This window comes from Streptomyces sp. NPDC049597 (assembly GCF_040675505.1).
GTDB lineage: Bacteria > Actinomycetota > Actinomycetes > Streptomycetales > Streptomycetaceae > Streptomyces.
The window spans coordinates 16569-37987 of the sequence record NZ_JBFAOY010000049.1; the positions used below are offsets into that span (position 1 = coordinate 16569).

A 21419-nucleotide genomic window follows, 5' to 3' on the forward strand; every position below is an offset into this window, starting at 1 on the left:
GGCCCACGGGTGGGACGGTCAGGCGGTGGTGGCCCGCTCGTCGACCGGTGCGCTCTGGGCGGGGACCCCCGGCACACCGCCCCCGAAGGCGAAGGTGCGCAGCTTGCGCCACACGCCGTCCGGGCCCTGCTCGTACAGGGCGAAGGAGGCGCAGGTCCACTCGGCGGCGTACTCCGAGAGCTCCTCGTACGCCCGGTCCATCGCCTCCTCGGAGATGCCGTGGGCGACGGTGACGTGCGGGTGGTAGGGGAAGTGCAGCTCGCGCACCAGCGGACCGGACGCGTCCCGCACCCGCTGCTGGAGCCAGGAGCAGGCCGAGCCGCCTTCGACGACCTGGACGAAGACGACGGGCGACAGCGGGCGGAACGTGCCCGTGCCGGACAGGCGCATCCGGAACGGTCGCCCGGCCGCCGCGACGGACGTGAGGTGCGCCTCCACCGCGGGCAGGGCGGCGGAGTCGACCTCGGTCGGCGGCAGGAGGGTGACGTGTGTCGGAATGCCGTGCGCGGCGGGATCCCCGAAGCCCGCACGCCGCTCCTGGAGCAGGCTGCCGTACGGCTCCGGGACCGCGATCGAAACGCCGAGCGTTACGGTCCCCACGTCGTTCTCCTCAGTCTCGGTGCGCGGGCTGCTGTGGACAGCCTGCGCGGGTGTGCCGCCGCCAGTGTGGCGGCTGTACCGCCGGTTCGGCCAGAGGCCTTGGACACAGGTCCTCGGACTCCTTCCGCCCGGCGGCCCTCCGGTGTGCGCTCGGTGCACGACCGGGCGCGCTCGGTGCTCGCGCCCGGTCTCGCCGGCCTCGCGCTCAGTGCTTGGCGGGGAGGAAGCCCACCCGCTCGTACGTGGTGGCCAGCGTCTCCGCGGCCACCGCGCGGGCCTTCTCCGCGCCCTTGGCCAGGATGGAGTCCAGCGTCTCCGTGTCGTCCAGGTATTCCTGTGTGCGGGTGCGGAACGGTGTGACGAATTCGACCATCACCTCGGCGAGGTCCGTCTTGAGCGCACCGTAGCCCTTGCCCTCGTACTTCCGCTCCAGATCGGCCACAGCCGTACCCGTGAGGGTGGAGTAGATGCTGAGCAGGTTGCTGACACCCGGCTTCCCGACCGGGTCGAAACGGATCACGGTGTCCGTGTCGGTGACCGCGCTCCTGACCTTCTTGGCGGTCGTCTTCGGCTCGTCCAGCAGGTTGATGAGGCCCTTCGGCGTGGAGGCCGACTTGCTCATCTTGATCGACGGGTCCTGGAGGTCGTAGATCTTCGCCGTCTCCTTGAGGATGTGCGGAGCGGGGACGGTGAACGTGTCGCCGAAGCGGCCGTTGAAACGCTCGGCCAGGTCGCGGGTCAGCTCGATGTGCTGGCGCTGGTCCTCGCCGACCGGGACCTCGTTGGCCTGGTACAGCAGGATGTCCGCGACCTGCAGGATCGGGTACGTGAACAGGCCGACCGAGGCGCGGTCGGCGCCCTGCTTGGCGGACTTGTCCTTGAACTGCGTCATCCGGGACGCCTCGCCGAAGCCCGTCAGGCAGTTCATCACCCACGCCAGCTGGGCGTGCTCGGGCACGTGGCTCTGCACGAACAGGGTGCAGCGCTCGGGGTCGAGCCCCGCGGCGAGCAGCTGGGCGGCGGCGAGCCGGGTGTTGGCACGCAGCTCGGCGGGGTCCTGCGGAACGGTGATCGCATGCAGGTCCACGACCATGTAGAACGCGTCGTGGGACTCCTGGAGCGCGACCCACTGGCGGACGGCGCCGAGGTAGTTGCCGAGGTGGAACGAGCCGGCGGTGGGCTGGATTCCGGAGAGCACACGAGGTCGACGCTGCATGGCGGTGCCATTCCCCTGAGGGTGGTGGTGGGCGACGGGCGGGCGAACTGAGGCCATGCTCCACATTCTCTCAGGTGCGCAACCGGTGTACGCGTCCCCCGGCGCCGGGCCGGCTCCGGGAGGGCGGGAGGTTCGGGATCGTGGCCGGTGCGGATCGTGGCCCGTGCGGACCGTCGCCGGTGCGGATCGCGGTGGCTGCGGTGCGTGGCCGATGAGACGAGGAACACACGTGCGGTCCCCCGCCCGGACCGGGTCGCCGGGACCGGCCGGACCGACCCGGCAGGCCCCGGCCCCCTCGGGCTATGCGGGCAGGCCCGGCGCCGGATGCGCCGACATCAGGTCGGACACCTCCGCGCGGATCGCGGCCAGCGCGGTCTCGTCGCCCTTGGCCGCCGCCGCGACACCGCGGTCGATCCACTCGGCGACCGCGGCCATGTGCTCCGTGCCGAGGCCGCGGGAGGTCAGCGACGGCGTGCCGATGCGGATGCCGGAGGGGTCGAAGGGCTTGCGGGGGTCGAAGGGCACGGTGTTGTAGTTGACGACGATCCCGGCCCGGTCGAGCGCCTTGGCCGCCACCTTGCCCGGGACGTCCTTGGAGGTCAGGTCGATCAGGATCAGGTGGTTGTCGGTGCCGCCGGAGACCAGGTCGAAGCCGCGCGCGAGCAGCTCGGCGGCGAGCGCCTTGGCGTTGGCCACGACGGCGCGGGCGTAGTCGCGGAAGGAGGGCTGGGCCGCCTCGTGGAGTGCGACGGCGATCGCGGCGGTCGTCTGGTTGTGGGGGCCGCCCTGGAGACCGGGGAAGACGGCCTTGTCGACGGCCTTGGCGTGCTCCTCGCGGCACATGAGCATGGCGCCGCGCGGCCCGCGCAGGGTCTTGTGGGTCGTGGTGGACACGACGTCGACGTGCGGCACGGGCGACGGGTGGGCGCCGCCCGCGACGAGACCCGCGATGTGGGCGATGTCGGCGACCAGCACCGCGCCGACCTCGCGCGCGATCTGGGCGAAGGCGGCGAAGTCGATGGTGCGGGGCAGCGCGGTGCCGCCGCAGAAGATGACCTTGGGCCGCTCCTTGAGGGCGAGGTCGCGCACCTGGTCGAAGTCGATGAGCCCGTCGTCGTGGCGCACGCCGTACTGCACACCGCGGAACCACGTGCCGGTGGCCGAGACGCCCCAGCCGTGCGTGAGGTGGCCGCCCATCGGCAGGGCCATGCCCATCACGGTGTCGCCGGGCCGGGCGAAGGCGAGGTAGACGGCGAGGTTGGCCGGGGAGCCGGAGTAGGGCTGGACGTTGGCGTGGTCGACGCCGAAGAGGGACGTGGCACGGGCGACGGCGAGCCGTTCGACCTGGTCGATGTTCTGCTGGCCCTCGTAGTAGCGGCGGCCCGCGTAGCCCTCGCTGTACTTGTTCTGCAGGACCGTGCCGGATGCCTCGAGCACGGCGGCCGAGACGTAGTTCTCGCTGGGGATCAGTCGCAGGGTGTCGGCCTGGAGCAGTTCCTCGGCTCCGACGAGGGCGGCGAGTTCGGGGTCGGCGGCGGCGAGCGCGGGGTGCGGCAGGGGAAGGGCCATGGTGTCCTCCGGGACGGTCCGTGACATCGGTCGTGGTCCCGGGGTGCCCAGGCGATCGACACCACGTGTTACTGCCCCGCGCGGCTTCCTCGGGGTCAGTTCCCCGTACGCCAGTCGCCGCACGTGCCGCCCACCCTAGCCCCTCTCCGGCCTGATCGACCGGACAGGGCCCAGCGGGCACGCCGACAGCCCGGTTTCCCCGTCCGCATGGCGAGCGACGATAGAAACGGGGGCAAACCCCCGGATCCGCGCACCGTCCAGGGGGACGGGGCGCCGTCCCTCACCGGCTGGTCCGTCCAGACGATCGGAGCACCCGTGTCGACCACGACATCCGCCTTCGCCGCCGCGGAGGCACACACCGCGCACAACTACCACCCGCTCCCGGTCGTCGTCGCCTCGGCCGACGGCGCCTGGATGACCGACGTCGAGGGGCGCCGGTTCCTCGACATGCTCGCCGGCTACTCGGCCCTCAACTTCGGTCACCGCAACCGTCGGCTGATCGACGCGGCGAAGGCCCAGCTGGACAGGGTCACGCTCACCTCCCGCGCCTTCCACCACGACCGGTTCGCTGACTTCTGCGCCCAGTTGGCCGAGCTGTGCGGCATGGAGACGGTGCTGCCGATGAACACCGGCGCGGAGGCGGTGGAGACGGCGGTGAAGACCGTCCGCAAATGGGGCTACCGGGTCAAGGGCGTCCCCCAGGGACAGGCGAAGATCATCGTCGCGGCGAACAACTTCCACGGCCGTACGACCACGCTCATCAGCTTCTCGACCGACCACGAGGCGCGGGCGGACTACGGCCCGTACACGCCCGGCTTCGAGATCGTGCCGTACGGCGACCTGACGGCGCTCGACGCGGCCATGTCCGCGAACACGGTGGCGGTGCTGCTGGAGCCCGTCCAGGGCGAGGCGGGCGTGCTGGTCCCGCCGCACGGCTACCTCCCGGGAGTGCGCCGGCTCACCCGGGAGCGCGGTGTGCTGTTCGTGGCGGACGAGATCCAGTCGGGTCTGGGCCGGACGGGAAAGACGTTCGCGTGCGAGCACGAGGGAGTCGTGCCGGACGTGTACGTGCTCGGCAAGGCGCTCGGCGGCGGTGTGGTGCCGGTGTCGGCGGTCGTCTCGTCCGCCGAGGTCCTCGGGGTGTTCCGGCCGGGCGAGCACGGGTCGACGTTCGGCGGCAATCCGCTGGCCTGCGCGGTGGCGCTGGAGGTCATCGCGATGCTGCGCACCGGCGAGTTCCAGGCGCGGGCCGCCGAGCTGGGCGATCACCTGCACCGCGAACTGCGCCTGCTGGCGCAGAGCGGCGTCGTGACGGAGGTGCGCGGACGCGGGCTGTGGGCGGGTGTGGACATCGCGCCGGGCCTGGGCACGGGCCGCGAGATCTCGGAGAAGCTGATGGACCGGGGTGTCCTGGTCAAGGACACCCACGGTGCGACGATCCGGATCGCGCCGCCGCTGGTGATCAGCAAGGAGGACCTCGACTGGGGCCTCGACCAGCTCCGGGCGGTCCTCACCGAGTGAGCGGCGCCCCGGGCCCGCGTGGCGCCCCGGCCGTCGCGCCCTCGGCCGCCCGGGCGTCCGCGGGGCCCGCGGCCGGGCCCCCGGGCTCCTCCAGCGACGTGCACAACGCCTCCAGTGCTCCCGTCCAGGCGCTGTCCGGCGGCGTCGCGTACCCGACGACGAGTCCTTCACGGCGGGCGGCCCGCGCGTCGGGGTGGCGGAAGTTCGAGAGGCCGTGCAGCGCGAGGCCGTGCCAGGCGGCGGAGCGGACGGCCTGGCGCTCGGTGCCCGGCGGGAGTTCGAGCACCGCGTGCAGCCCGGCGGCGATCCCGCTGACGCGGACGGCGGGCGCGCGTTCCGCCAGCGCCGCCACCAACTGGTCGCGCCGCCGCCGGTAGCGCAGCCGCATCCCGCGTACGTGCCGGTCGTACGCGCCCGAGGCGATGAACTCCGCCAGCGTCAGCTGGTCCAGCGCGCCGGAGGCCCACTCCTCGCGGCCCTTGGCCTCCAGGGCCTCGCCGACCATGCTCTCCGGCAGCACCATCCATGCCAGCCGCAGCCCCGGCGCAAGGGACTTGCTCGCCGTGCCCATGTAGACGACGCGTTCGGGGTCGAGTCCCTGGAGGGCGCCGACGGGCTGGCGGTCGTAGCGGAACTCGCCGTCGTAGTCGTCCTCGAGGATCAGACCGCCCGTCCTGCGCGCCCAGTCGACGGCCGCGGCGCGCCGGTCGCGGTGCAGGGGGACGCCCAGCGGGAACTGGTGGGCGGGCGTCATCAGCACCGCGCCCACGCCCCGCATGCCGCCCAGCCCCTCCGTGCACGTGCCGACGTCGTCGAAGGGCAGCGCGGGCGTGCCGAGGCCGGCTCCGGTCAGCACGTTCCAGTGGAAGTCGAGCCCGTAGGACTCGACGGCGACCTCCCGCACCCGCCGTTGCCTGAGGACCCTGCCCATCAGCATCAGACCGTGCACGAAGCCGTTGCAGACGACGACCCGTTCCGGGGCGGCGTACACACCGCGGGCGCGGGCCAGGTAGTCGGCGAGCACGGTCCGCAGTTCGATGCGTCCGCGCGGGTCGCCGTAGCCGAGCGCCTCGTGGGGCGCGGCGGTCAGCGCCTTGCGCGCGGCCTTGAGCCATTCCGCGCGCGGGAACGACGCGAGGTCGGGGCTGCCCGGCTTCAGGCTGTAGGCGGGCCCGCGGCGCACGGGCCGCGCCCGCACCCGGGCCTCTCCCGACGGCGGCTTGCGCGGCGCGGACCTCGGGGCGACCCGGGTGCCGGAGCCCTGCTGTGCGACGAGCCAGCCCTCGGCGACCAGTTCCGCGTAGGCGTCGGCGACGGTGTTGCGGGCGACGCCCAGGTCCAGGGCGAGGGAGCGGGACGACGGCAGCCGGGTGCCGGGCGTGAGCCTGCCGGTGCGGACCGCCTCCCGCAGGGCGTCCATGAGTCCGCTGCGCAGCCGGGTGCCACGGAGCTCCAGATGCAGGTCGGCGCCGAAAGTGGCCCAGGAATCCGTCATGAGAATGGACCATATCGCTGAGCCAACCGACCCGTACGGTCGCTGTCATGACGACGAACGACACGTACGCCACCCGGGTCGAGCCGCGTATCCGCGTCTCCGAGCTCCTCCCCGATGTCCACAAGGCCATGGTCCGGCTGGACGGCGCCGCCCGGAAGGGCCTCGACCCGACCCTGCTGGAACTGGTGAAGATCCGCGCCTCGCAGATCAACCACTGCGCGTTCTGCCTCGACATGCACAGCAAGGACGCGCTGGCCGCCGGCGAGTCGGTGGAGCGCATCGTGCAGCTGAGCGCGTGGGAGGAGTCGCGGCACTTCTACACCGAGAAGGAGCTGGCGGCGATCGAACTGACCGAGGCGGTGACCTTGCTGACTGGGGGAGGTTTCGTCCCCGACGAGGTCTACGAGAAGGCGGCGAAGCACTTCGACGAGACCGAACTGGCCCACCTCATCGCGTCGATCGCGGTGATCAACGTCTGGAACCGCTTGGCCGTGACGGGCCGGCTGTGCCCCGGTGACTACACTCCGACGGCTCACTGATCCGCTGACGGCAGAGGGCACCGCGCGGCCCCGGGACACGGTCCCGGGCCCCGCCGTCCGACCGGCCGCGTACCTCTGGAATTGCTCAACTTCCTTGCCCAGTAAGGCTTTCACGACCGAGGATCATGCCATGTTCGGACTCGGTAAGCAGGAGATGCCGGTGCTGGTCCTGCGCGACGCGGAGGACATCGAAGACGCCGTCCGCGCGGCCCTGGGCAGTGCTTCGCCCGAGGAACGCCCCGGCCTGGAACGGGCGCTGGCGCTCGTGACGGAGGCGCGGACACGGCCGGACGGCGAGCTGCACGCCCGCTGGGTCCGCCAGGTCCTCGCGGAGGCGGGCGTCCAGGACCCGCCGGACTCCGTTCCGGCGATCAAGGCCCTGCGGGACGCGGCTCCCGGCCTGAGCCTGCTGTCGGCGGTCCAGCTGGCGAAGTCGGCGGCCGCCACGCCCGCGGCGTGAACCGCGGGCCCGGGGTGCGGCCCCGGGCCCGGCTCACGGTCCGGGCGTCACTGCGGCAGCCACGCCCGCCACGTGCGCTCGTTCTCCTTCACCCACTTCGCCGCGGCGGCCTGCGGCGACAGCTTCTGCTCGGCGATCATGAGCGCCACGTCGTTCTGCTGCTCCGTCGTCCACCGGAAGTTCTTCAGGAACGCGGCCGCCTTCCCGCCGTTGTCCGCGAACCGCGAGTTCAGGAACTTCTGCAGCGGGGTGTGCGGGTACGCGCACGCCACCTTCTCCGGGTCGGCGTCGCAGCCCTCCTTGTACGCGGGCAGCTTCACCTCCGTCATGGGGACCTTCTCGAACAGCCACTGCGGCTTGTACCAGTAGGTCAGGAACGGCTTCTTCTCCTTGGCGAACTGCTTGATCTGCGTGATCTGCGCCGCCTCCGAGCCCGCGAACACGACCTGGTAGTCCAGGTCCAGGTTCTTCACCAGCGCCTTGTCGTTGGTGACATACGAGGGCGAGCCGTCGAGCAGCTGGCCCTTGCCGCCGCTCTCCGCCGTCCGCAGCCGGTCCGCGTACCTGTCGAGGTTCTTCCAGTCCGTCACGTCCGGGTGCGCCTTCGCGAAGTACGTCGGCACGAACCAGCCGATGTGACCGGTCACGCCGAGGTCGCCGCCCGGCGTGATGGTCTTCTTGCCGGCGACGTACCGGTCCTCCTGCTCCGGGTGGCCCCAGTCCTCCAGGATCGCGTCGACGCGGCCCTGGCTGAGCGCGTCCCAGGCGGGGACCTCGTCGATCTGGACGGTGTCGACGCGGTAGCCCAGCTCGTGTTCGAGCAGGTACTGCGCCACGGCGACGTTCGCCTGGGCGCCGACCCAGGACTGGACGGACAGCGTCACGGTCTTCGCGCCGTGCGCGTCGGCGTACGGGGACGCCTGACGGGTCATGTCGGCCGCGCCGCAGCCGGTGACGGCCATGAGCCCGACCGCCGCGGCAAGCGCGGTGATGCGTGTACGAGAAGCCATGTCAGGCCCCCTTTCCGGTGCTGCGGCGGGTCGGCTGGGTGACGCGGTCCAGCATCAGACCGAGGCACACGATCGCCGCGCCGGCGACGAGTCCGGTCGCCAGGTCGCCCTGGGCGAGGCCGAACACCACGTCGTAGCCGAGCGCCCCGCCGCCGACCAGGCCGCCGATGATGACGACGGCGAGGACGAGAACGACGCCCTGGTTCACGGCCAGCAGCAAGGCGGGCCGGGCGAGAGGCAGTTGGACCTGGAGGAGCTGCTGGCGGGCGGTCGCGCCCAGCGAGCGCGACGACTCCATCGCGACCGGGTCCACGGCGCGCATGCCCTGGGTGGTGATGCGCACGACGGCGGGCAGCGCGTACACCACGGCGGCGGCGACCGCCGGGGCGCGGCCCACGCCGAACAGCGCGACCACCGGGATGAGGTACACGAACTGCGGCATGGTCTGGAAGACGTCCAGCACGGGACGCAGCAGCCGCTCCAGCCGGGTGCTGCGGGCCGCGGCGATTCCGACGGCGAAGCCGGTGACGAGGGTGACCGCGACCGCGGCCAGCACCTGCGAGAGCGTGTCCAGCGCGGGATCCCACACGCCGAGCACGCCGATCGCGGCCATCGCGAGGACGGCGGTCAGCGCGGTGCGCCAGGTGCCGATGAGCAGGGCGAGCACGCCGACCATGACCAGCACGGCCCACCAGGGCAGCCACTGCAGTCCGTCGCGGACCGGGTCCAGGACCCAGGTGGTGAAGCGGCCGGCCCAGTCGGCGGTGCCGCCGACGAGGGGCACGCCCGAGTACAGGTGGGCGGTCATCCAGTCGACGGCCCGGTTGACGGGCTCCGCGATGTTCACGGTCCAGGCGTCGGGCCAGGCGAGGCGGCCGGCGAGCCGGCCCGCGACGGCGGCGGCCACGGCGACGGCGGCGGCGACGGGCCACCCGAAGCGGGCGGCACGACCGGTCCTCGGCGGGCTGCCGATCCGCTCCCCCGCCGCGGCGGTGACGCGGTCGAGAACGACGGCGAGCAGCACGATCGGGATGCCCGCGGCGAGCGCGGCGCCGACGTCGACGGAGGCGAGCGCCTGGTAGACGCGGTCGCCGAGACCGCCGGCGCCGATCACCGAGGCGATCACGGCCATCGACAGGGCCATCATGATCGACTGGTTGAGGCCGAGCAGCAGTTCCTTGCGGGCCAGCGGGAGCCGGGCCGTCAGCAGGCGCTGGCGCCCGGTCGCGCCGAGCGAGGCAGCGGCCTCCATCACCCCGGCGTCCGCGCCGCGCAGTCCGAGCGCGGTCAGACGGGCCATGGGCGGGGCCGCGTAGACGACGGTGGCGAGGACGGCGGCCGGTACGCCGATGCCGAAGACGAGGACGACGGGCAGCAGGTACGCGAAGGCGGGCAGCACCTGCATGGTGTCGAGCACGGGCCGCAGCGCCCGGTGCGTACGGTCCGACAGCCCGGCGGCGAGCCCGAGGAGCGCGCCCAACAGGACGGACGCGGCGACCGCGACGACCATGAGCGCGAGGGTCTGCATGGTGGGAACCCACATGCCGAGCAGTCCGCACGCGGCGAACGCGGCGACGGCGGTGAGCGCCAGCCGGACCCCGGCGACCCGCCAGGCGACGAGCCCGGCGGCGGCGGTGACCCCGGCCCAGCCGGCGGCGAGGAGCACCAGGTAGACGGCGCGCACGGACAGCACGACGGCGTTGCTGACGTGCCCCAGGAAGTAGAGGAACAGGGGGTGGCTGTCCCGGTTGTCGATGATCCAGTCGCTGGTGTCGCCGAGCGGCCCGGACAGGTCGACGGCGAACCGGTCGGGCCAGGTGCCGCCGCCGACGAGGACGGCGCCGAGGACGAGGAGCACGGCGCCGCCCACGGCGATCGCGGTGCGCCGTGAAACGAGGGCGCGCAGCGGGCCGGTCGCCGCAGCGGGGGCGGTGGTCGTGGCGGAAGCGGTCATCGCGACCACCGCCGCCGCATCTGCCGGCCCTCCGGCGAGCGGGACACACCCGCCGCGGGGGTGGCACCGTCACGAGCCGGGCACCCGTACGGACGCGCCGTGGCGCGGGCCCGGGGCCCGTGGCCGGTGGCGCCGGAGACACTCCGGACACGCCTGTTCGGCGCGGCGACCGCGGATGCCGGCCGCATGCGCGGGGGTGGGTTCACGCCGCCGAAGGCGGCACCCGGCGGTCCCCAGGTCGTGTGCGTACGCATCAGGCGGCCCCCTTCGTCGCGGCGACCCCCGCCACGACCCCCAGCAGGCCCGTCTGGTCGACGACGCCCACGCAGCGGCCGTCCTCGACGACCCGGGCGGTCTTGCCCGTGCGGGCGACGGCCTCGATCGCCTCGTGGACCGTGGCGTCGGGCGTCAGCGCCGGCCCCGTCTTCGTCTCGGACGTCTCGGCGGGGCGCATCGCGGTGCGCACGGTCATGACCTGCTCGCGCGGCACGTCCCGTACGAAGTCCCGCACGTACTCGTCCGCCGGATCGCCCACGATCTCCTCGGGCGTGCCGAGCTGCACGATCCGGCCGTCCCGCATCAGCGCGATGCGGTCGCCGAGCTTGAGCGCCTCGCTCAGGTCGTGGGTGATGAAGACCATCGTGCGGCCCTCCTCGCGGTGCAGCCGTACGACCTCCTCCTGCATGTCCCGCCGGATGAGCGGGTCGAGCGCGCTGAACGGCTCGTCGAAGAGCAGGACTTCGGGGTCGACGGCCAGCGCGCGGGCCAGTCCCACGCGCTGCTGCTGACCGCCCGACAGCTGGCCGGGACGGCGGTGCTCCATGCCCTCGAGGCCGACCTTGGCGACGAACCCGGCCGCCCGCTCGCGGCGTTTGGCGCGCCCCATGCCCTGGATCTCCAGCCCGTACGCGACGTTGTCGAGGACCGAGCGGTGCGGCAGCAGCCCGAAGTGCTGGAAGACCATGGCGGCGCGGTGGCGGCGCAGTTCGCGCAGCCGCCCGGCGTCCATGGACAGCACGTCCTCGCCGTCGATGGAGACCGAGCCGGACGTGGGCTCGATGAGACGGGTCAGGCAGCGCACGAGGGTGGACTTGCCGGATCCGGACAGGCCCATGACGACGAAGACCTCGCCCTTGCGGACGTCGAAGGACACGTCGCGCACGGCGGCGGTGCATCCGGTGCGCTCGCGCAGCTCGGCGGGGGCCAGAGCGCCCAGAGCGGGGTCGGCGGGCACCCGGTCGGCCTTGGGTCCGAAGACCTTCCACAGTTCGCGTACGGAGAAGACGGGCGGCGGAGTGTTCATCAGGCATTGCCTCCCAGCAGGTCAGCGCATTTCTCCCCGACCATCAGCACCCCGATCATCGGGTTGACGGCGGTCATGGTGGGGAAGACGGAGGCGTCGGCGACGCGTACGCCGTCGAGCCCCCGGATCCTCAGGTCGGGCGTGACGACGGCGAGTTCGTCGTCGGCGGCGCCCATCCGGCAGGTGCCGGCGGGGTGGTAGACGGTGTGCGCGACCTTGCGCGCGTACTCGCTGAGCTCCTCGTCCGAGGTGACCTCGGGTCCCGGGCAGACCTCGCGCTTCAGCCAGCCGGCCAGCGGCTGCTGGGCCGCGATGCGCCGGGCGATGCGGATGCCGTCGACGAGGGTGCGGCCGTCGTAGTCGTCCTCGTCGGTGAAGTACCGGAAGTCGAGGGCGGGCTTGACCTCGGGGTCCGCGCTGGTCAGGTACAGCCGGCCGCGGCTCCTCGGCTTGGGGATGTTCGGGGTCATCGACACGCCGTGCGCGGGGCGTTCGTAGCCCAGGCGCTCAGGGTTGTCGGTGAAGGGGATCTGGTAGAAGTGGAACATCAGGTCGGGCCCGTCCGAGGCGGGGTCCCGGCGGACGAACAGACCGGCGTCGCTGTCCATCGCCGAGTTCTCGGGGATCGGCCCGTGGGTCTCCCACACGATGACGGACTCGGGGTGGTCGAGCAGGTTCTCGCCGACGCCCGGCAGGTCGTGGACGACGGGGATGCCGAGCTTCTCCAGGTCGGCGCGCGGCCCGATGCCGGAGTGCATGAGCAGCCTCGGGGTGTCCACGGCGCCGGCGCACACGAGGACTTCGCGCCGGGCGCGTACGACGTGCTCCTCGCCGTCCTTGGTGCGCACGTGCACGCCGGTGGCCCTGGTGCCCTCGATCTCCAGCCGGAACGCCCAGGTCTCCAGGGCGATGTGCAGGTTCGGCCGGTCGAGGAAGGGGTGCAGGTAGGCGACCGAGGCGGAGGAGCGCTTGTTGTTCTCCGGGTGGTACGCGAGGTCGAAGAAGCCGACGCCCTCGTGGAACGGCTTGCTGTTGAAGCCCTCGATGCGCGGCACCTCGAGCGCGGTCTGCGCGGCGTCGACGAAGTCGCGGGCGATGGCGTTCCGGTCGGCCTCGTCGACGGGGACGATGTTGTTGCGCAGCTTGGCGAAGTACGGGTCCATCGACGCGGCGTCCCAGCCCTCGGCTCCTGCCTCGGCCCACTCGTCCCAGTCGGAGGGCAGCGGCTTGAAGGCGATGAGGGTGTTGTGGGAGGAGCAGCCGCCGAGCACGCGGGCGCGGCTGTGGCGGATGTGCGAGTTGCCGCGGGGCTGCTCGGTCGTCGGGTAGTCGTAGTCCAGTTCGCCGCCGAGGAGTCCCATCCAGCGGCGCAGGGTCAGCACGTCGTCGCGGCCGACGTCGCTGGGGCCGCCCTCGATGACGGCGACGGTGACGTCGGGGTCCTCGGTGAGGCGGGAGGCGATCACGGATCCGGCGGTGCCGCCGCCGACGACGACGTAGTCGTACACGGTGTGGTGCTCGGTCATGCTGTTCTCTCCGCTCAGCCCGCGAACCAGCGCACGGGGCGCGGGGCGAGGTTCTGATAGATGTGCTTGCTCTCGCGGTACTCGGCGAGACCCGTCGGGCCCAGCTCGCGGCCGGTGCCCGACTTCCCGAAGCCGCCCCACTCCGCCTGCGGGAGGTAGGGGTGGAAGTCGTTGATCCACACCGTGCCGTGGCGCATCCGTCCGGCGACGCGGCGGGCGCGGCCGGCGTCGGCGGTCCACACGGCGCCCGCGAGGCCGTACTCGGTGTCGTTGGCGAGGGCGACCGCCTCCTCCTCCGTACGGAACGTCTCGACGGTGAGGACCGGCCCGAAGATCTCCTCACGGACGACCCGCATCCAGCGGTTGCACCGGTCGAGGACGGTGGGGCGGTAGAAGTAGCCGGGACCGTCCGGACGTTCGCCGCCCGCCCGGAGCACCGCGCCCTCCTGCAGCGCGGACGCCACGAAGTCCTCGGTCCTCGCGAGCTGCTGCGCGGAGACGAGCGGGCCGCACTCGACGCCCTTCTCGGTGCCGCGTCCGAGCCGGATCCTCTCGGCGCGGCGGGCGAGTTCGGCGACGAAGCGCTCGCGCAGGGACTCCTCGACGATGAGGCGCGATCCGGCGGAGCAGACCTGGCCGCTGTGGATGAAGGCGGCGTTGAGCGCCTGGTCGACGGCGGTGTCGAAGCCTTCCTCGGTGGCGCAGGCGTCGGCGAAGACCACGTTGGGGTTCTTGCCGCCGAGTTCCAGGGCCACCTTCTTGACGGTGTCGGCGGCGGCGCGGGCGACCCTGGTGCCGCTGACGAGCCCGCCGGTGAAGGACACGAGGTCCACGTCCGGGTGCTCGGCGAGCCGTGCGCCGACGGTGTCGCCGGGGCCGGTGACGAGGTTCGCGGCGCCGGGGGGCAGCCCGGCCTCCATCAGGAGCTCCAGCAGCGCGACGGTGGTCAGCGGGGTGATCTCGCTGGGCTTGATCACGAAGGTGTTGCCCGCCGCGAGGGCCGGGGCGATCTTCCAGCTGGCCTGGAGCAGGGGGTAGTTCCAGGGCGTGATCAGCGCGCAGACGCCGACGGGCTCGTGGACAACCACGCTGTGGATCTCGTCGGACCCGGCGTCGACGACGCGGCCGCCGCTCTCGTTCATGACGAGGTCGGCGAAGTAGACGAAGGCGTCGCGCACGCAGTCGACGTCGGTGCGCCCCTCTTCCAGGGTCTTGCCGGCGTCCCGGCTCTCCAGGCCGGCGATCCTCTCCCGGTCACGCTCGAGCAGGGCGGCGACGCGGCGCAGCAGGGCCGCCCGCTCGGCGACCGGCGTCCGCGGCCAGGTCCCGTCGTCGAAGGCGGCACGCGCGGCGGCCACGGCGTCGTCGGTGTCGGCGACGCCGCCCTCCGAGACGACGGCGAACACGCTCGTGTCGACGGGGTCGATGATCCCGCGCGTGGCGCCGGAGAGGGCCGAGCGCCACTCTCCGCCCACATGGATGGTCTGTTGTGCTGCCGACACGTCGTGTTTGACCTTTCGTTTCCGTTTCGTCCTGCACCGGTCACACCCCGGCGATCTGGCCGCCTGCCCGGGGATCCCAAATCCATGCGGAACGGTTAACGGAAAGTGTTCTGCTTCACACCGTGTGTGCGACGTACGTCACTCGCCCCCGTGCGCGATCAAGGGGGCGTAGGCGTGGCGGCGGGTCCCTTAGGGTCAGGTGCATGACCACGACTTTCCGCGAGCCGTTCCTCCGGCTCACCGAGCAGCACGCGGCCTGGGGCGCCGAACAGCTCGAGACGTTCAACGACTTCATGCCCGTCGGTGAGTGGAGCGCCGACCTCGGGGAGTGCCTGTACCGGCAGTCCGGCCGGGAGCTGCGGATCTCGCTGCTCGGCACGTTCGACACCGACGACCAGTCGTGGCTGTGGGCCTGGGCCAACCCCGGTTTCCAGGGCTCGCCCGTGGTGCACGCCGCCGAGACGCTCCGCGCGTACGGCCGGACCCACGGTCTGCCCGAGTTCACGAGTGAGCTGCTCCCCCTCGCGGGGCACGAGGACCCGCGCCGGGCGGCGGAGACCCTGGCGTTCACCGCGATGGGGGTCCTCGGCGCGTCCGGCTACATCGGCGTGCAGGCCAATCCGTCCGCGCGCGCCTACCTGGTCCCCGACGACCCCAAGGTCCCCGTCGCCGAGCCGAACGCGATCACGCTCCCCCGTGTCCTGCTCACCGGCGCCGGCCTGCTCGGCGGCTCCGCGCGGCGGGTCGTCGAGGGCTACGTCGCCCACCACGACCTGCCCGTACGCCGGGCCGCCGACCGCCTGAGCGCGGGCCTCCCCGACGGCGGCACGGTGGACGTCCTCTTCGACGAGCTCGACCGCATCGCCTCGGTGCACGTCAACTCGGGGGCGCCGACAGCCGTCTGAACGCGCCCGGGTCTCCCGGCCCCTGCGGCAGCGCGGGAAGCAGCACCCGGAGAAGACAGCACGCCCCCGGTGGCCGGAGCCGCCGGGGGCGTGAACCGCTGTGCGCGGTGCGTCAGACGAGGCCGAGCTCGCGGACCGCCGCGCGCTCCTCCTCCAGCTCCTTCACGGACGCGTCGATGCGCGCACGCGAGAAGTCGTTGATCTCCAGACCCTGGACGATCTCGTACTTGCCGTCCTTGCAGGTGACCGGGAAGGAGGAGATCAGGCCCTCCGGGACGCCGTAGGAGCCGTCCGACGGGATGCCCATGGAGGTCCAGTCGCCCTCGGCGGTGCCGTTCACCCAGGTGTGGACGTGGTCGATGGCGGCGTTCGCGGCCGACGCGGCCGAGGACGCGCCCCGGGCCTCGATGATCGCGGCGCCGCGCTTGGCGACGGTCGGGATGAAGGTGTCGGCCAGCCACGCCTCGTCGTTCACCGTCTCGGCGGCGTTCTTGCCCGCGATCTCCGCGTGGAAGATGTCCGGGTACTGGGTCGCCGAGTGGTTGCCCCAGATGGTGAGGCGCTTGATGTCGGAGACGGCGGCGCCGGTCTTGGCGGCCAGCTGCGAGATCGCACGGTTGTGGTCGAGGCGGGTCATCGCGGTGAAGCGCTCGGCCGGTACGTCCGGGGCGGCGGCCTGCGCGATGAGCGCGTTGGTGTTGGCCGGGTTGCCGACGACGAGGACCTTGATGTCGTCCGCGGCGTTGTCGTTGATGGCCTTGCCCTGCGGCTTGAAGATGCCGCCGTTGGCGGACAGCAGGTCGCCGCGCTCCATGCCCTTGGTGCGGGGGCGGGCGCCGACGAGGAGGGCGACGTTGGCACCGTCGAAGGCCACGTTCGGGTCGTCGGTGATGTCGATGCCCTTGAGCAGCGGGAAGGCGCAGTCGTCGAGCTCCATGGCCGTGCCCTCGGCGGCCTTCAGACCCTGCGGGATCTCGAGCAGGCGCAGCTTGACCGGCACATCCGCGCCGAGCAGGTGGCCGGAGGCGATGCGGAAGAGCAGCGCGTAGCCGATCTGGCCGGCCGCGCCGGTCACGGTGACGTTGACGGGAGTGCGGGTCATGGCGATCTCCGTAAGACAGCTGGCGGTGGGCAACACTGCCCCTCGTGCGGGACATCTCGTCCACGCCCGACCTGAATCTTGACGTGAAGAGAATTCCAGCGGTCAGGCTATCCGACCCGGACCCCGGGCAATCCACACCCCCTTGTGGCGCCGCTCACCCGTCCGGACCGCCCGCGAGGCCGCTGCATCCACCGTACGGCGGGTCACGCCGGGGTGGCCGTCGCGCGTCCTGGCGGGGCGTACAGGGGGTGCGCCGGTGTTGACCAGGCCGTTCCTTTCCGTGGCGGAACGATCACACGGTGGCGGAATGGTCACTTCCGTGCCACAGGCCCCAGCCGCCCCTTGATCGCTCTTGGCGCGTGCATGACCCTTGAAACACGACGGCGCCCGTCCTCCCTCGGGGGAGAGGACGGGCGCCGTTCCGCGTTTCGGGCAGTGATCCGCCGGCGCACGGTTCCGCTAGCGCACGGTGAAGTGCACGGCGTCCTCGAGGATGGGGATGTCCAGCCAGGGCTTCGGCTGCGTCACGAGCGCGAGCAGCACGATCGCCACGCCGAGCACGCCGTACGTGATCATGTCCGTGAAGCGCGAGCGCACGGCGAGCATGCCGACCGAGGGCATGCAGCGCCGCAGCACGGCTCCGGTGATGAGCGCGGCCCCGATGAGGATCGCGCCGACCCGGAAGGCCTCGGCGAAGGCGTCGGTGCCGACGACGAGGATGCCGGCCGCGGTCATCCCGAGCACGGTGAGCAGGGGCCACTGACGCGCGGGGGCGGGGGCGTCCTTGGGAGCGGCGCGACCGCCGCCCTCGGGCCGCGCGGTGTCCCGCGTGACGGCGGGGGGCCGCCGCGAGGGCTTCTTCTCCCCGGCCCCGGCCGGAGAGGCCTCCTGCCGCGCCTCGGCGGTGGCCTCGTCGGCCGCGTGGCCACACGGCTCCCCGGTCCCGGACCGGTCGCCGCCCGGCGCGGCGGCACCCCCGTCAGCGGCGGGGCCGCCCGGCCCCGCGACGGACGCGTCGTGGCCGGCGGCCCCCTCCACGGCAGCCTCGGCGGGCCGGGCGGCGGGCTCGGCGCCGTCACGGCCGCCCGGCGCGGCGGCGTCCTCGGGGACGTCGTTCGTGCGTACGCCCATGGCGCCGGCTCAGCCCTCGGTCGTGGCCGACGCCGCGCGCTCGGCCGCCTCGACCACGTTGACCAGCAACTGCGCGCGGGTCATCGGACCCACGCCACCCGGGTTGGGGGCGACCCAGCCGGCCACCTCCGCGACACCGGGGTGCACGTCGCCGACGATCTTGCCGTTCTCGTCGCGGCTGACGCCGACGTCCAGCACGGCAGCCCCCGGCTTGACGTCCTCCGGCTTGATCAGGTGCGGGACACCGGCGGCGGCGACGATGATGTCCGCCTGCCTCAGGTGCGCCGACAGATCGCGGGTGCCCGTGTGGCACTGCGTCACCGTGGCGTTCTCCGACTTGCGGGTCAGCACCAGCGGCATCGGCCGGCCGATGGTGATGCCGCGGCCGACGACGACCACGTTCGCGCCCTTGATCCCGACGCCGTGGTGGCGCAGCAACTGCACGATGCCGTACGGCGTGCAGGGCAGCGGACCCTCGATGCCGAGCACGAGGCGGCCGAGGCTCATCGGGTGCAGACCGTCGGCGTCCTTGGCCGGATCCATGAGCTCCAGGACACGGTTTGCGTCGATGCCCTTGGGAAGCGGGAGTTGCACGATGTAGCCGGTGCACTCGGGGTTCTCGTTGAGCTCCCGTACGACTGCCTCGATCTCCTCCTGCGTCGCGGTCTCGGGCAGTTCGCGCTGGATGGACGCGATGCCGACCTGCGCGCAGTCACGGTGCTTGCCGTTGACGTACCAGCGGCTTCCCGGGTCGTCCCCGACGAGCAGGGTCCCGAGGCCAGGGGTGACACCCCGCTCCTTGAGCGCCGCCACGCGGGCGGTCAGATCGGACTTGATCGCGGCTGCGGTGGCCTTGCCATCGAGAATCTGGGCAGTCATGCCCCCCATCCTCCCGGATGGACCCGCCCCGGTTCCAATCCGGTCCCCCGGGATCTCGCACTTCGAGCGAACAGCAGGTTGCACTTGCACAACACATGCGGATACCGGCTGGACAAAAAGTCGACGATGATACGACGATGAGCCGCGCAGTGCCGCGGGCAGTGCCGGGGGGCAAAACAGGAAATAACCATGCAGTTCCTCCGCTCGGACCGCGTCGTCCCCGGATCATCCAACGGAGGAACCCCACCCATGAGCTTCGGCGACCCGAACAACCCGTACGGCCAGCAGCAGGGCCAGCAGCCCGGCTACGGCTACCCGCAGGCCCCGCCGGTCCAGCCGTACGCCGGCGGCTACCCGACCGGTCCGACGGAGATGCCGGGCGGCGTCAAGGCGGCCCGCGTGATGCTCTTCATCATCGCCGGCTTCCAGGTGATCGGTGCGATCTTCGCCGCGATGGGCGCCGTCGGCCTCAACGAGGCCAAGAACGACCCGGCGCTCAAGGACGACCTCCAGTTCCAGCAGATCGCCGACATGTCGGTCGGCGCCGTGTGGGCCATCGCGTTCCTGATCCTGGCCTGGGGCGTGCTCGCCATCGTCCTCGGCGCCAAGTTCGGCAGCGGCGGCAACGGCATCCGCGTCACCGCCATGGTCTTCGGCATCATCACGGCCGTCCTCGGCATCTACCCGTTCGTCCTGGTCGGCCTGGTGCACACCGTGCTCGCCATCCTCATCACCGTCTTCGTCGGCAAGTCCGACGGCGGTGCCTGGTTCAACCGCCAGCGCGCCTGACCCGCGCGGCACCTCAGGTGCGAAGGCCGTGAACCCCGCTCCGGCGAGGGTTCACGGCCTTCGGCCGTTCACCGGCCCCTTTCGTGTCCCTCCGGCGGAAAGGGCGTGCGACGATCCGGCGGTCCCGAACCGGACGGGGCCGCCGTGCCGATGCCGCAGGGGCCCGCTGGTTGTTCACCAGCGGGCCCCTGCGTCCGTCGGCGCAGTCTCAGTGGAAGAAGTGCCGCGTACCGGTGAAGTACATCGTCACGCCCGCCTTCTTCGCCGCCTCCACGACCAGCTCGTCGCGGACCGAACCGCCCGGCTGGACCACGGCCTTGACGCCCGCGGCCGTCAGGATCTCCAGGCCGTCGGGGAAGGGGAAGAACGCGTCGGACGCCGCGTACGAGCCGCGTGCGCGCTCCTCGCCCGCACGCTCCACGGCGAGCTTCGCCGAGTCGACGCGGTTGACCTGGCCCATGCCGACGCCCACGGAGGCGCCGTCCTTGGCGAGCAGGATCGCGTTCGACTTGACCGCGCGGCAGGCACGCCAGGCGAAGGCCAGCTCGGCGAGCTCGTCGGCCGACAGCGCCTCGCCCGTGGCGAGCGCCCAGTTCGCCGGGTCGTCGCCGTCGGCCTGGAGGCGGTCGGTGACCTGGAGCAGCGCGCCGCCGTCGATCGGCTTGAGCTCGACCGGGTTCGCCGGGGCGCCCTCGGCGCGCAGCACGCGGATGTTCTTCTTCCGGGCGAGGACCTCGACCGCGCCGTCCTCGTAGCCGGGCGCGACGATGACCTCGGTGAAGATCTCCGCGACCTGCTCGGCCATCGCGACCGACACGGGGCGGTTGACGGCGATGACGCCGCCGAACGCGGACAGCGGGTCGCAGGCGTGCGCCTTGCGGTGCGCCTCGGCGACGTCGGCGCCGATCGCGATGCCGCACGGGTTGGCGTGCTTGATGATCGCGACGCACGGCTCGTCGTGGTCGTACGCGGCCCGGCGCGCGGCGTCGGTGTCCGTGTAGTTGTTGTACGACATCTCCTTGCCGTGCAGCTGCTCGGCCTCGGCGAGGCCGCCGCCCGCGGCGGAGCCGCCGATCAGTGCCGTGGAGGTGTAGAGCGCGGCGGGCTGGTGCGGGTTCTCGCCGTAGCGCAGCACGTTGTCGCGCTCCCAGGTGGCGCCGAGGAAGTCGGGGAAGACCGTCTCGTCGGCGGGGGCGTAGGAGGACGCGAACCAGGAGGCGACCGCGACGTCGTACGCGGCGGTGTGCTGGAACGCCTCGGCCGCGAGCCGCTTGCGGGCCGTGAGGTCGAAGCCGCCCTCGCGGACGGCCGCGAGCACGTCCGCGTAACGGGCGGGGCTGGTGACGACGGCCACGGACGGGTGGTTCTTGGCGGCGGCGCGGACCATGGACGGGCCGCCGATGTCGATCTGCTCGACGCACTCGTCGGGGCTCGCGCCGGAGGCGACGGTCTCCTTGAACGGGTACAGGTTCACGACGACCAGCTCGAACGGCTCCACGCCCAGGTCGGCGAGCTGCTCGCGGTGCGCGTCCAGGCGCAGGTCCGCGAGGATGCCGGCGTGCACCCGCGGGTGCAGCGTCTTGACCCGGCCGTCGAGGCACTCGGGGAAGCCGGTCAGCTCCTCGACCTTGGTCACGGGGACACCGGCGGCGGCGATCTTCGAGGCGGTCGAACCGGTGGACACGAGCTCGACGCCTGCCTCGTGCAGCCCGCGGGCAAGCTCCTCAAGACCCGTCTTGTCGTAGACACTGATCAATGCGCGACGGATGGGCTTGTTACCCGACTTATTCACCGACATGAACCTTTCGTCCCTCAATGCGGTAGCCGTGCCGGGCGAGACGCCCCACGACCTCGACGAGCAGCGAACGCTCGACTTCCTTGATGCGCTCGTGCAGAGCGGCTTCGTCGTCCGTGTCCC

The 21419-nt window shown here is 72.3% G+C and carries 17 protein-coding genes, 2 pseudogenes and 1 riboswitch; of the genes and pseudogenes, 5 read left to right on the plus strand and 14 right to left on the minus strand.

Translation table 11 applies throughout. From position 1 onward, the window contains the following. Nucleotides 1-18: 18 nt before the first annotated feature. The 3 genes from AB0K02_RS31855 to glyA form a co-directional block, all read right to left on the minus strand. Nucleotides 19-600, minus strand: coding sequence for a 2'-5' RNA ligase family protein (locus AB0K02_RS31855; protein WP_365996094.1), 582 nt, complete (start codon nt 598-600; stop codon nt 19-21). A gap of 205 nt (nt 601-805) precedes the next feature. After that, nucleotides 806-1816: a tryptophan--tRNA ligase gene (trpS, locus tag AB0K02_RS31860; protein ID WP_365996095.1), complete on the minus strand. Its 1011-nt coding sequence runs from the start codon at nt 1814-1816 to the stop codon at nt 806-808. Between the two features lie 300 nt (nt 1817-2116). Next, nucleotides 2117-3385: a serine hydroxymethyltransferase gene (gene glyA, locus AB0K02_RS31865; protein ID WP_365996113.1), complete on the minus strand. Its 1269-nt coding sequence runs from the start codon at nt 3383-3385 to the stop codon at nt 2117-2119. A gap of 38 nt (nt 3386-3423) precedes the next feature. After that, a riboswitch (ZMP/ZTP riboswitch) is annotated at nt 3424-3513 on the minus strand. A gap of 187 nt (nt 3514-3700) precedes the next feature. Here glyA and rocD point away from each other — a divergent pair. Next, nucleotides 3701-4906: an ornithine--oxo-acid transaminase gene (gene rocD, locus AB0K02_RS31870; protein ID WP_365996096.1), complete on the plus strand. Its 1206-nt coding sequence runs from the start codon at nt 3701-3703 to the stop codon at nt 4904-4906. A gap of 100 nt (nt 4907-5006) precedes the next feature. Here rocD and AB0K02_RS31875 read toward each other — a convergent pair. Next, nucleotides 5007-6401: pseudogene (locus AB0K02_RS31875) on the minus strand (PLP-dependent aminotransferase family protein); the annotation flags it as partial. A gap of 47 nt (nt 6402-6448) precedes the next feature. Between AB0K02_RS31875 and AB0K02_RS31880 the strand changes: the two are divergent. Together AB0K02_RS31880 and AB0K02_RS31885 are read left to right on the plus strand one after the other, a co-directional pair. Then, nucleotides 6449-6940 carry a carboxymuconolactone decarboxylase family protein gene (locus AB0K02_RS31880; protein WP_365996097.1) on the plus strand — a complete coding sequence of 164 codons (492 nt, stop codon included), beginning with the start codon at nt 6449-6451 and terminating at the stop codon, nt 6938-6940. A 130-nt stretch (nt 6941-7070) separates the two neighbouring features. Further along, a complete protein-coding gene (locus AB0K02_RS31885; RefSeq protein WP_365996098.1) occupies nt 7071-7400 on the plus strand; it encodes a hypothetical protein in 330 nt (109 codons plus the stop codon). A 47-nt stretch (nt 7401-7447) separates the two neighbouring features. On the opposite strand, the gene AB0K02_RS31890 is transcribed toward AB0K02_RS31885, so the two are convergent. The 5 genes from AB0K02_RS31890 to AB0K02_RS31910 form a co-directional block, all read right to left on the minus strand. Continuing rightward, nucleotides 7448-8410, minus strand: a complete 963-nt coding sequence (locus tag AB0K02_RS31890) for an ABC transporter substrate-binding protein (RefSeq protein ID WP_365996099.1) — start codon at nt 8408-8410, stop codon at nt 7448-7450. A 1-nt stretch (nt 8411) separates the two neighbouring features. Next, entirely contained in the window at nt 8412-10364 is a 1953-nt protein-coding gene (locus AB0K02_RS31895) for an ABC transporter permease subunit (protein ID WP_365996100.1), read from the minus strand. Nucleotides 10365-10617: 253 nt separating this feature from the next. Beyond that, nucleotides 10618-11667 carry a glycine betaine/L-proline ABC transporter ATP-binding protein gene (locus AB0K02_RS31900; protein ID WP_365996101.1) on the minus strand — a complete coding sequence of 350 codons (1050 nt, stop codon included), beginning with the start codon at nt 11665-11667 and terminating at the stop codon, nt 10618-10620. Then, on the minus strand, nt 11667-13193 hold the full coding sequence (locus AB0K02_RS31905; RefSeq protein ID WP_365996102.1) for a GMC oxidoreductase: 1527 nt from the start codon (nt 13191-13193) through the stop codon (nt 11667-11669). The genes AB0K02_RS31900 and AB0K02_RS31905 overlap by 1 nt, the downstream gene beginning before the upstream one ends. 14 nt (nt 13194-13207) lie before the next feature. Continuing rightward, a complete protein-coding gene (locus AB0K02_RS31910) occupies nt 13208-14695 on the minus strand; it encodes an aldehyde dehydrogenase family protein (protein WP_365996103.1) in 1488 nt (495 codons plus the stop codon). A 203-nt stretch (nt 14696-14898) separates the two neighbouring features. On the opposite strand from AB0K02_RS31910, the gene AB0K02_RS31915 reads away from it, so the two are divergent. Beyond that, nucleotides 14899-15600, plus strand: coding sequence for a DUF6882 domain-containing protein (locus AB0K02_RS31915; protein ID WP_365996104.1), 702 nt, complete (start codon nt 14899-14901; stop codon nt 15598-15600). A gap of 112 nt (nt 15601-15712) precedes the next feature. On the opposite strand, the gene AB0K02_RS31920 is transcribed toward AB0K02_RS31915, so the two are convergent. The 3 genes from AB0K02_RS31920 to AB0K02_RS31930 form a co-directional block, all read right to left on the minus strand. Then, entirely contained in the window at nt 15713-16702 is a 990-nt protein-coding gene (locus AB0K02_RS31920) for a malate dehydrogenase (RefSeq protein WP_365996105.1), read from the minus strand. A gap of 459 nt (nt 16703-17161) precedes the next feature. Beyond that, on the minus strand, nt 17162-17833 hold the full coding sequence (locus tag AB0K02_RS31925) for a DUF3017 domain-containing protein (protein WP_365996106.1): 672 nt from the start codon (nt 17831-17833) through the stop codon (nt 17162-17164). Nucleotides 17834-17842: 9 nt separating this feature from the next. Continuing rightward, entirely contained in the window at nt 17843-18712 is an 870-nt protein-coding gene (locus AB0K02_RS31930; RefSeq protein WP_365996107.1) for a bifunctional methylenetetrahydrofolate dehydrogenase/methenyltetrahydrofolate cyclohydrolase, read from the minus strand. A 249-nt stretch (nt 18713-18961) separates the two neighbouring features. On the opposite strand from AB0K02_RS31930, the gene AB0K02_RS31935 reads away from it, so the two are divergent. Next, on the plus strand, nt 18962-19501 hold the full coding sequence (locus AB0K02_RS31935) for a hypothetical protein (protein WP_365996108.1): 540 nt from the start codon (nt 18962-18964) through the stop codon (nt 19499-19501). A 208-nt stretch (nt 19502-19709) separates the two neighbouring features. Here AB0K02_RS31935 and purH read toward each other — a convergent pair whose 3' ends face one another. Together purH and AB0K02_RS31945 are read right to left on the minus strand one after the other, a co-directional pair. Then, nucleotides 19710-21299, minus strand: a complete 1590-nt coding sequence (gene purH, locus AB0K02_RS31940; protein WP_365996109.1) for a bifunctional phosphoribosylaminoimidazolecarboxamide formyltransferase/IMP cyclohydrolase — start codon at nt 21297-21299, stop codon at nt 19710-19712. Beyond that, nucleotides 21286-21419: pseudogene (locus AB0K02_RS31945) on the minus strand (phosphoribosylglycinamide formyltransferase); the annotation flags it as partial. The pseudogene AB0K02_RS31945 and the gene purH, both read right to left, overlap by 14 nt.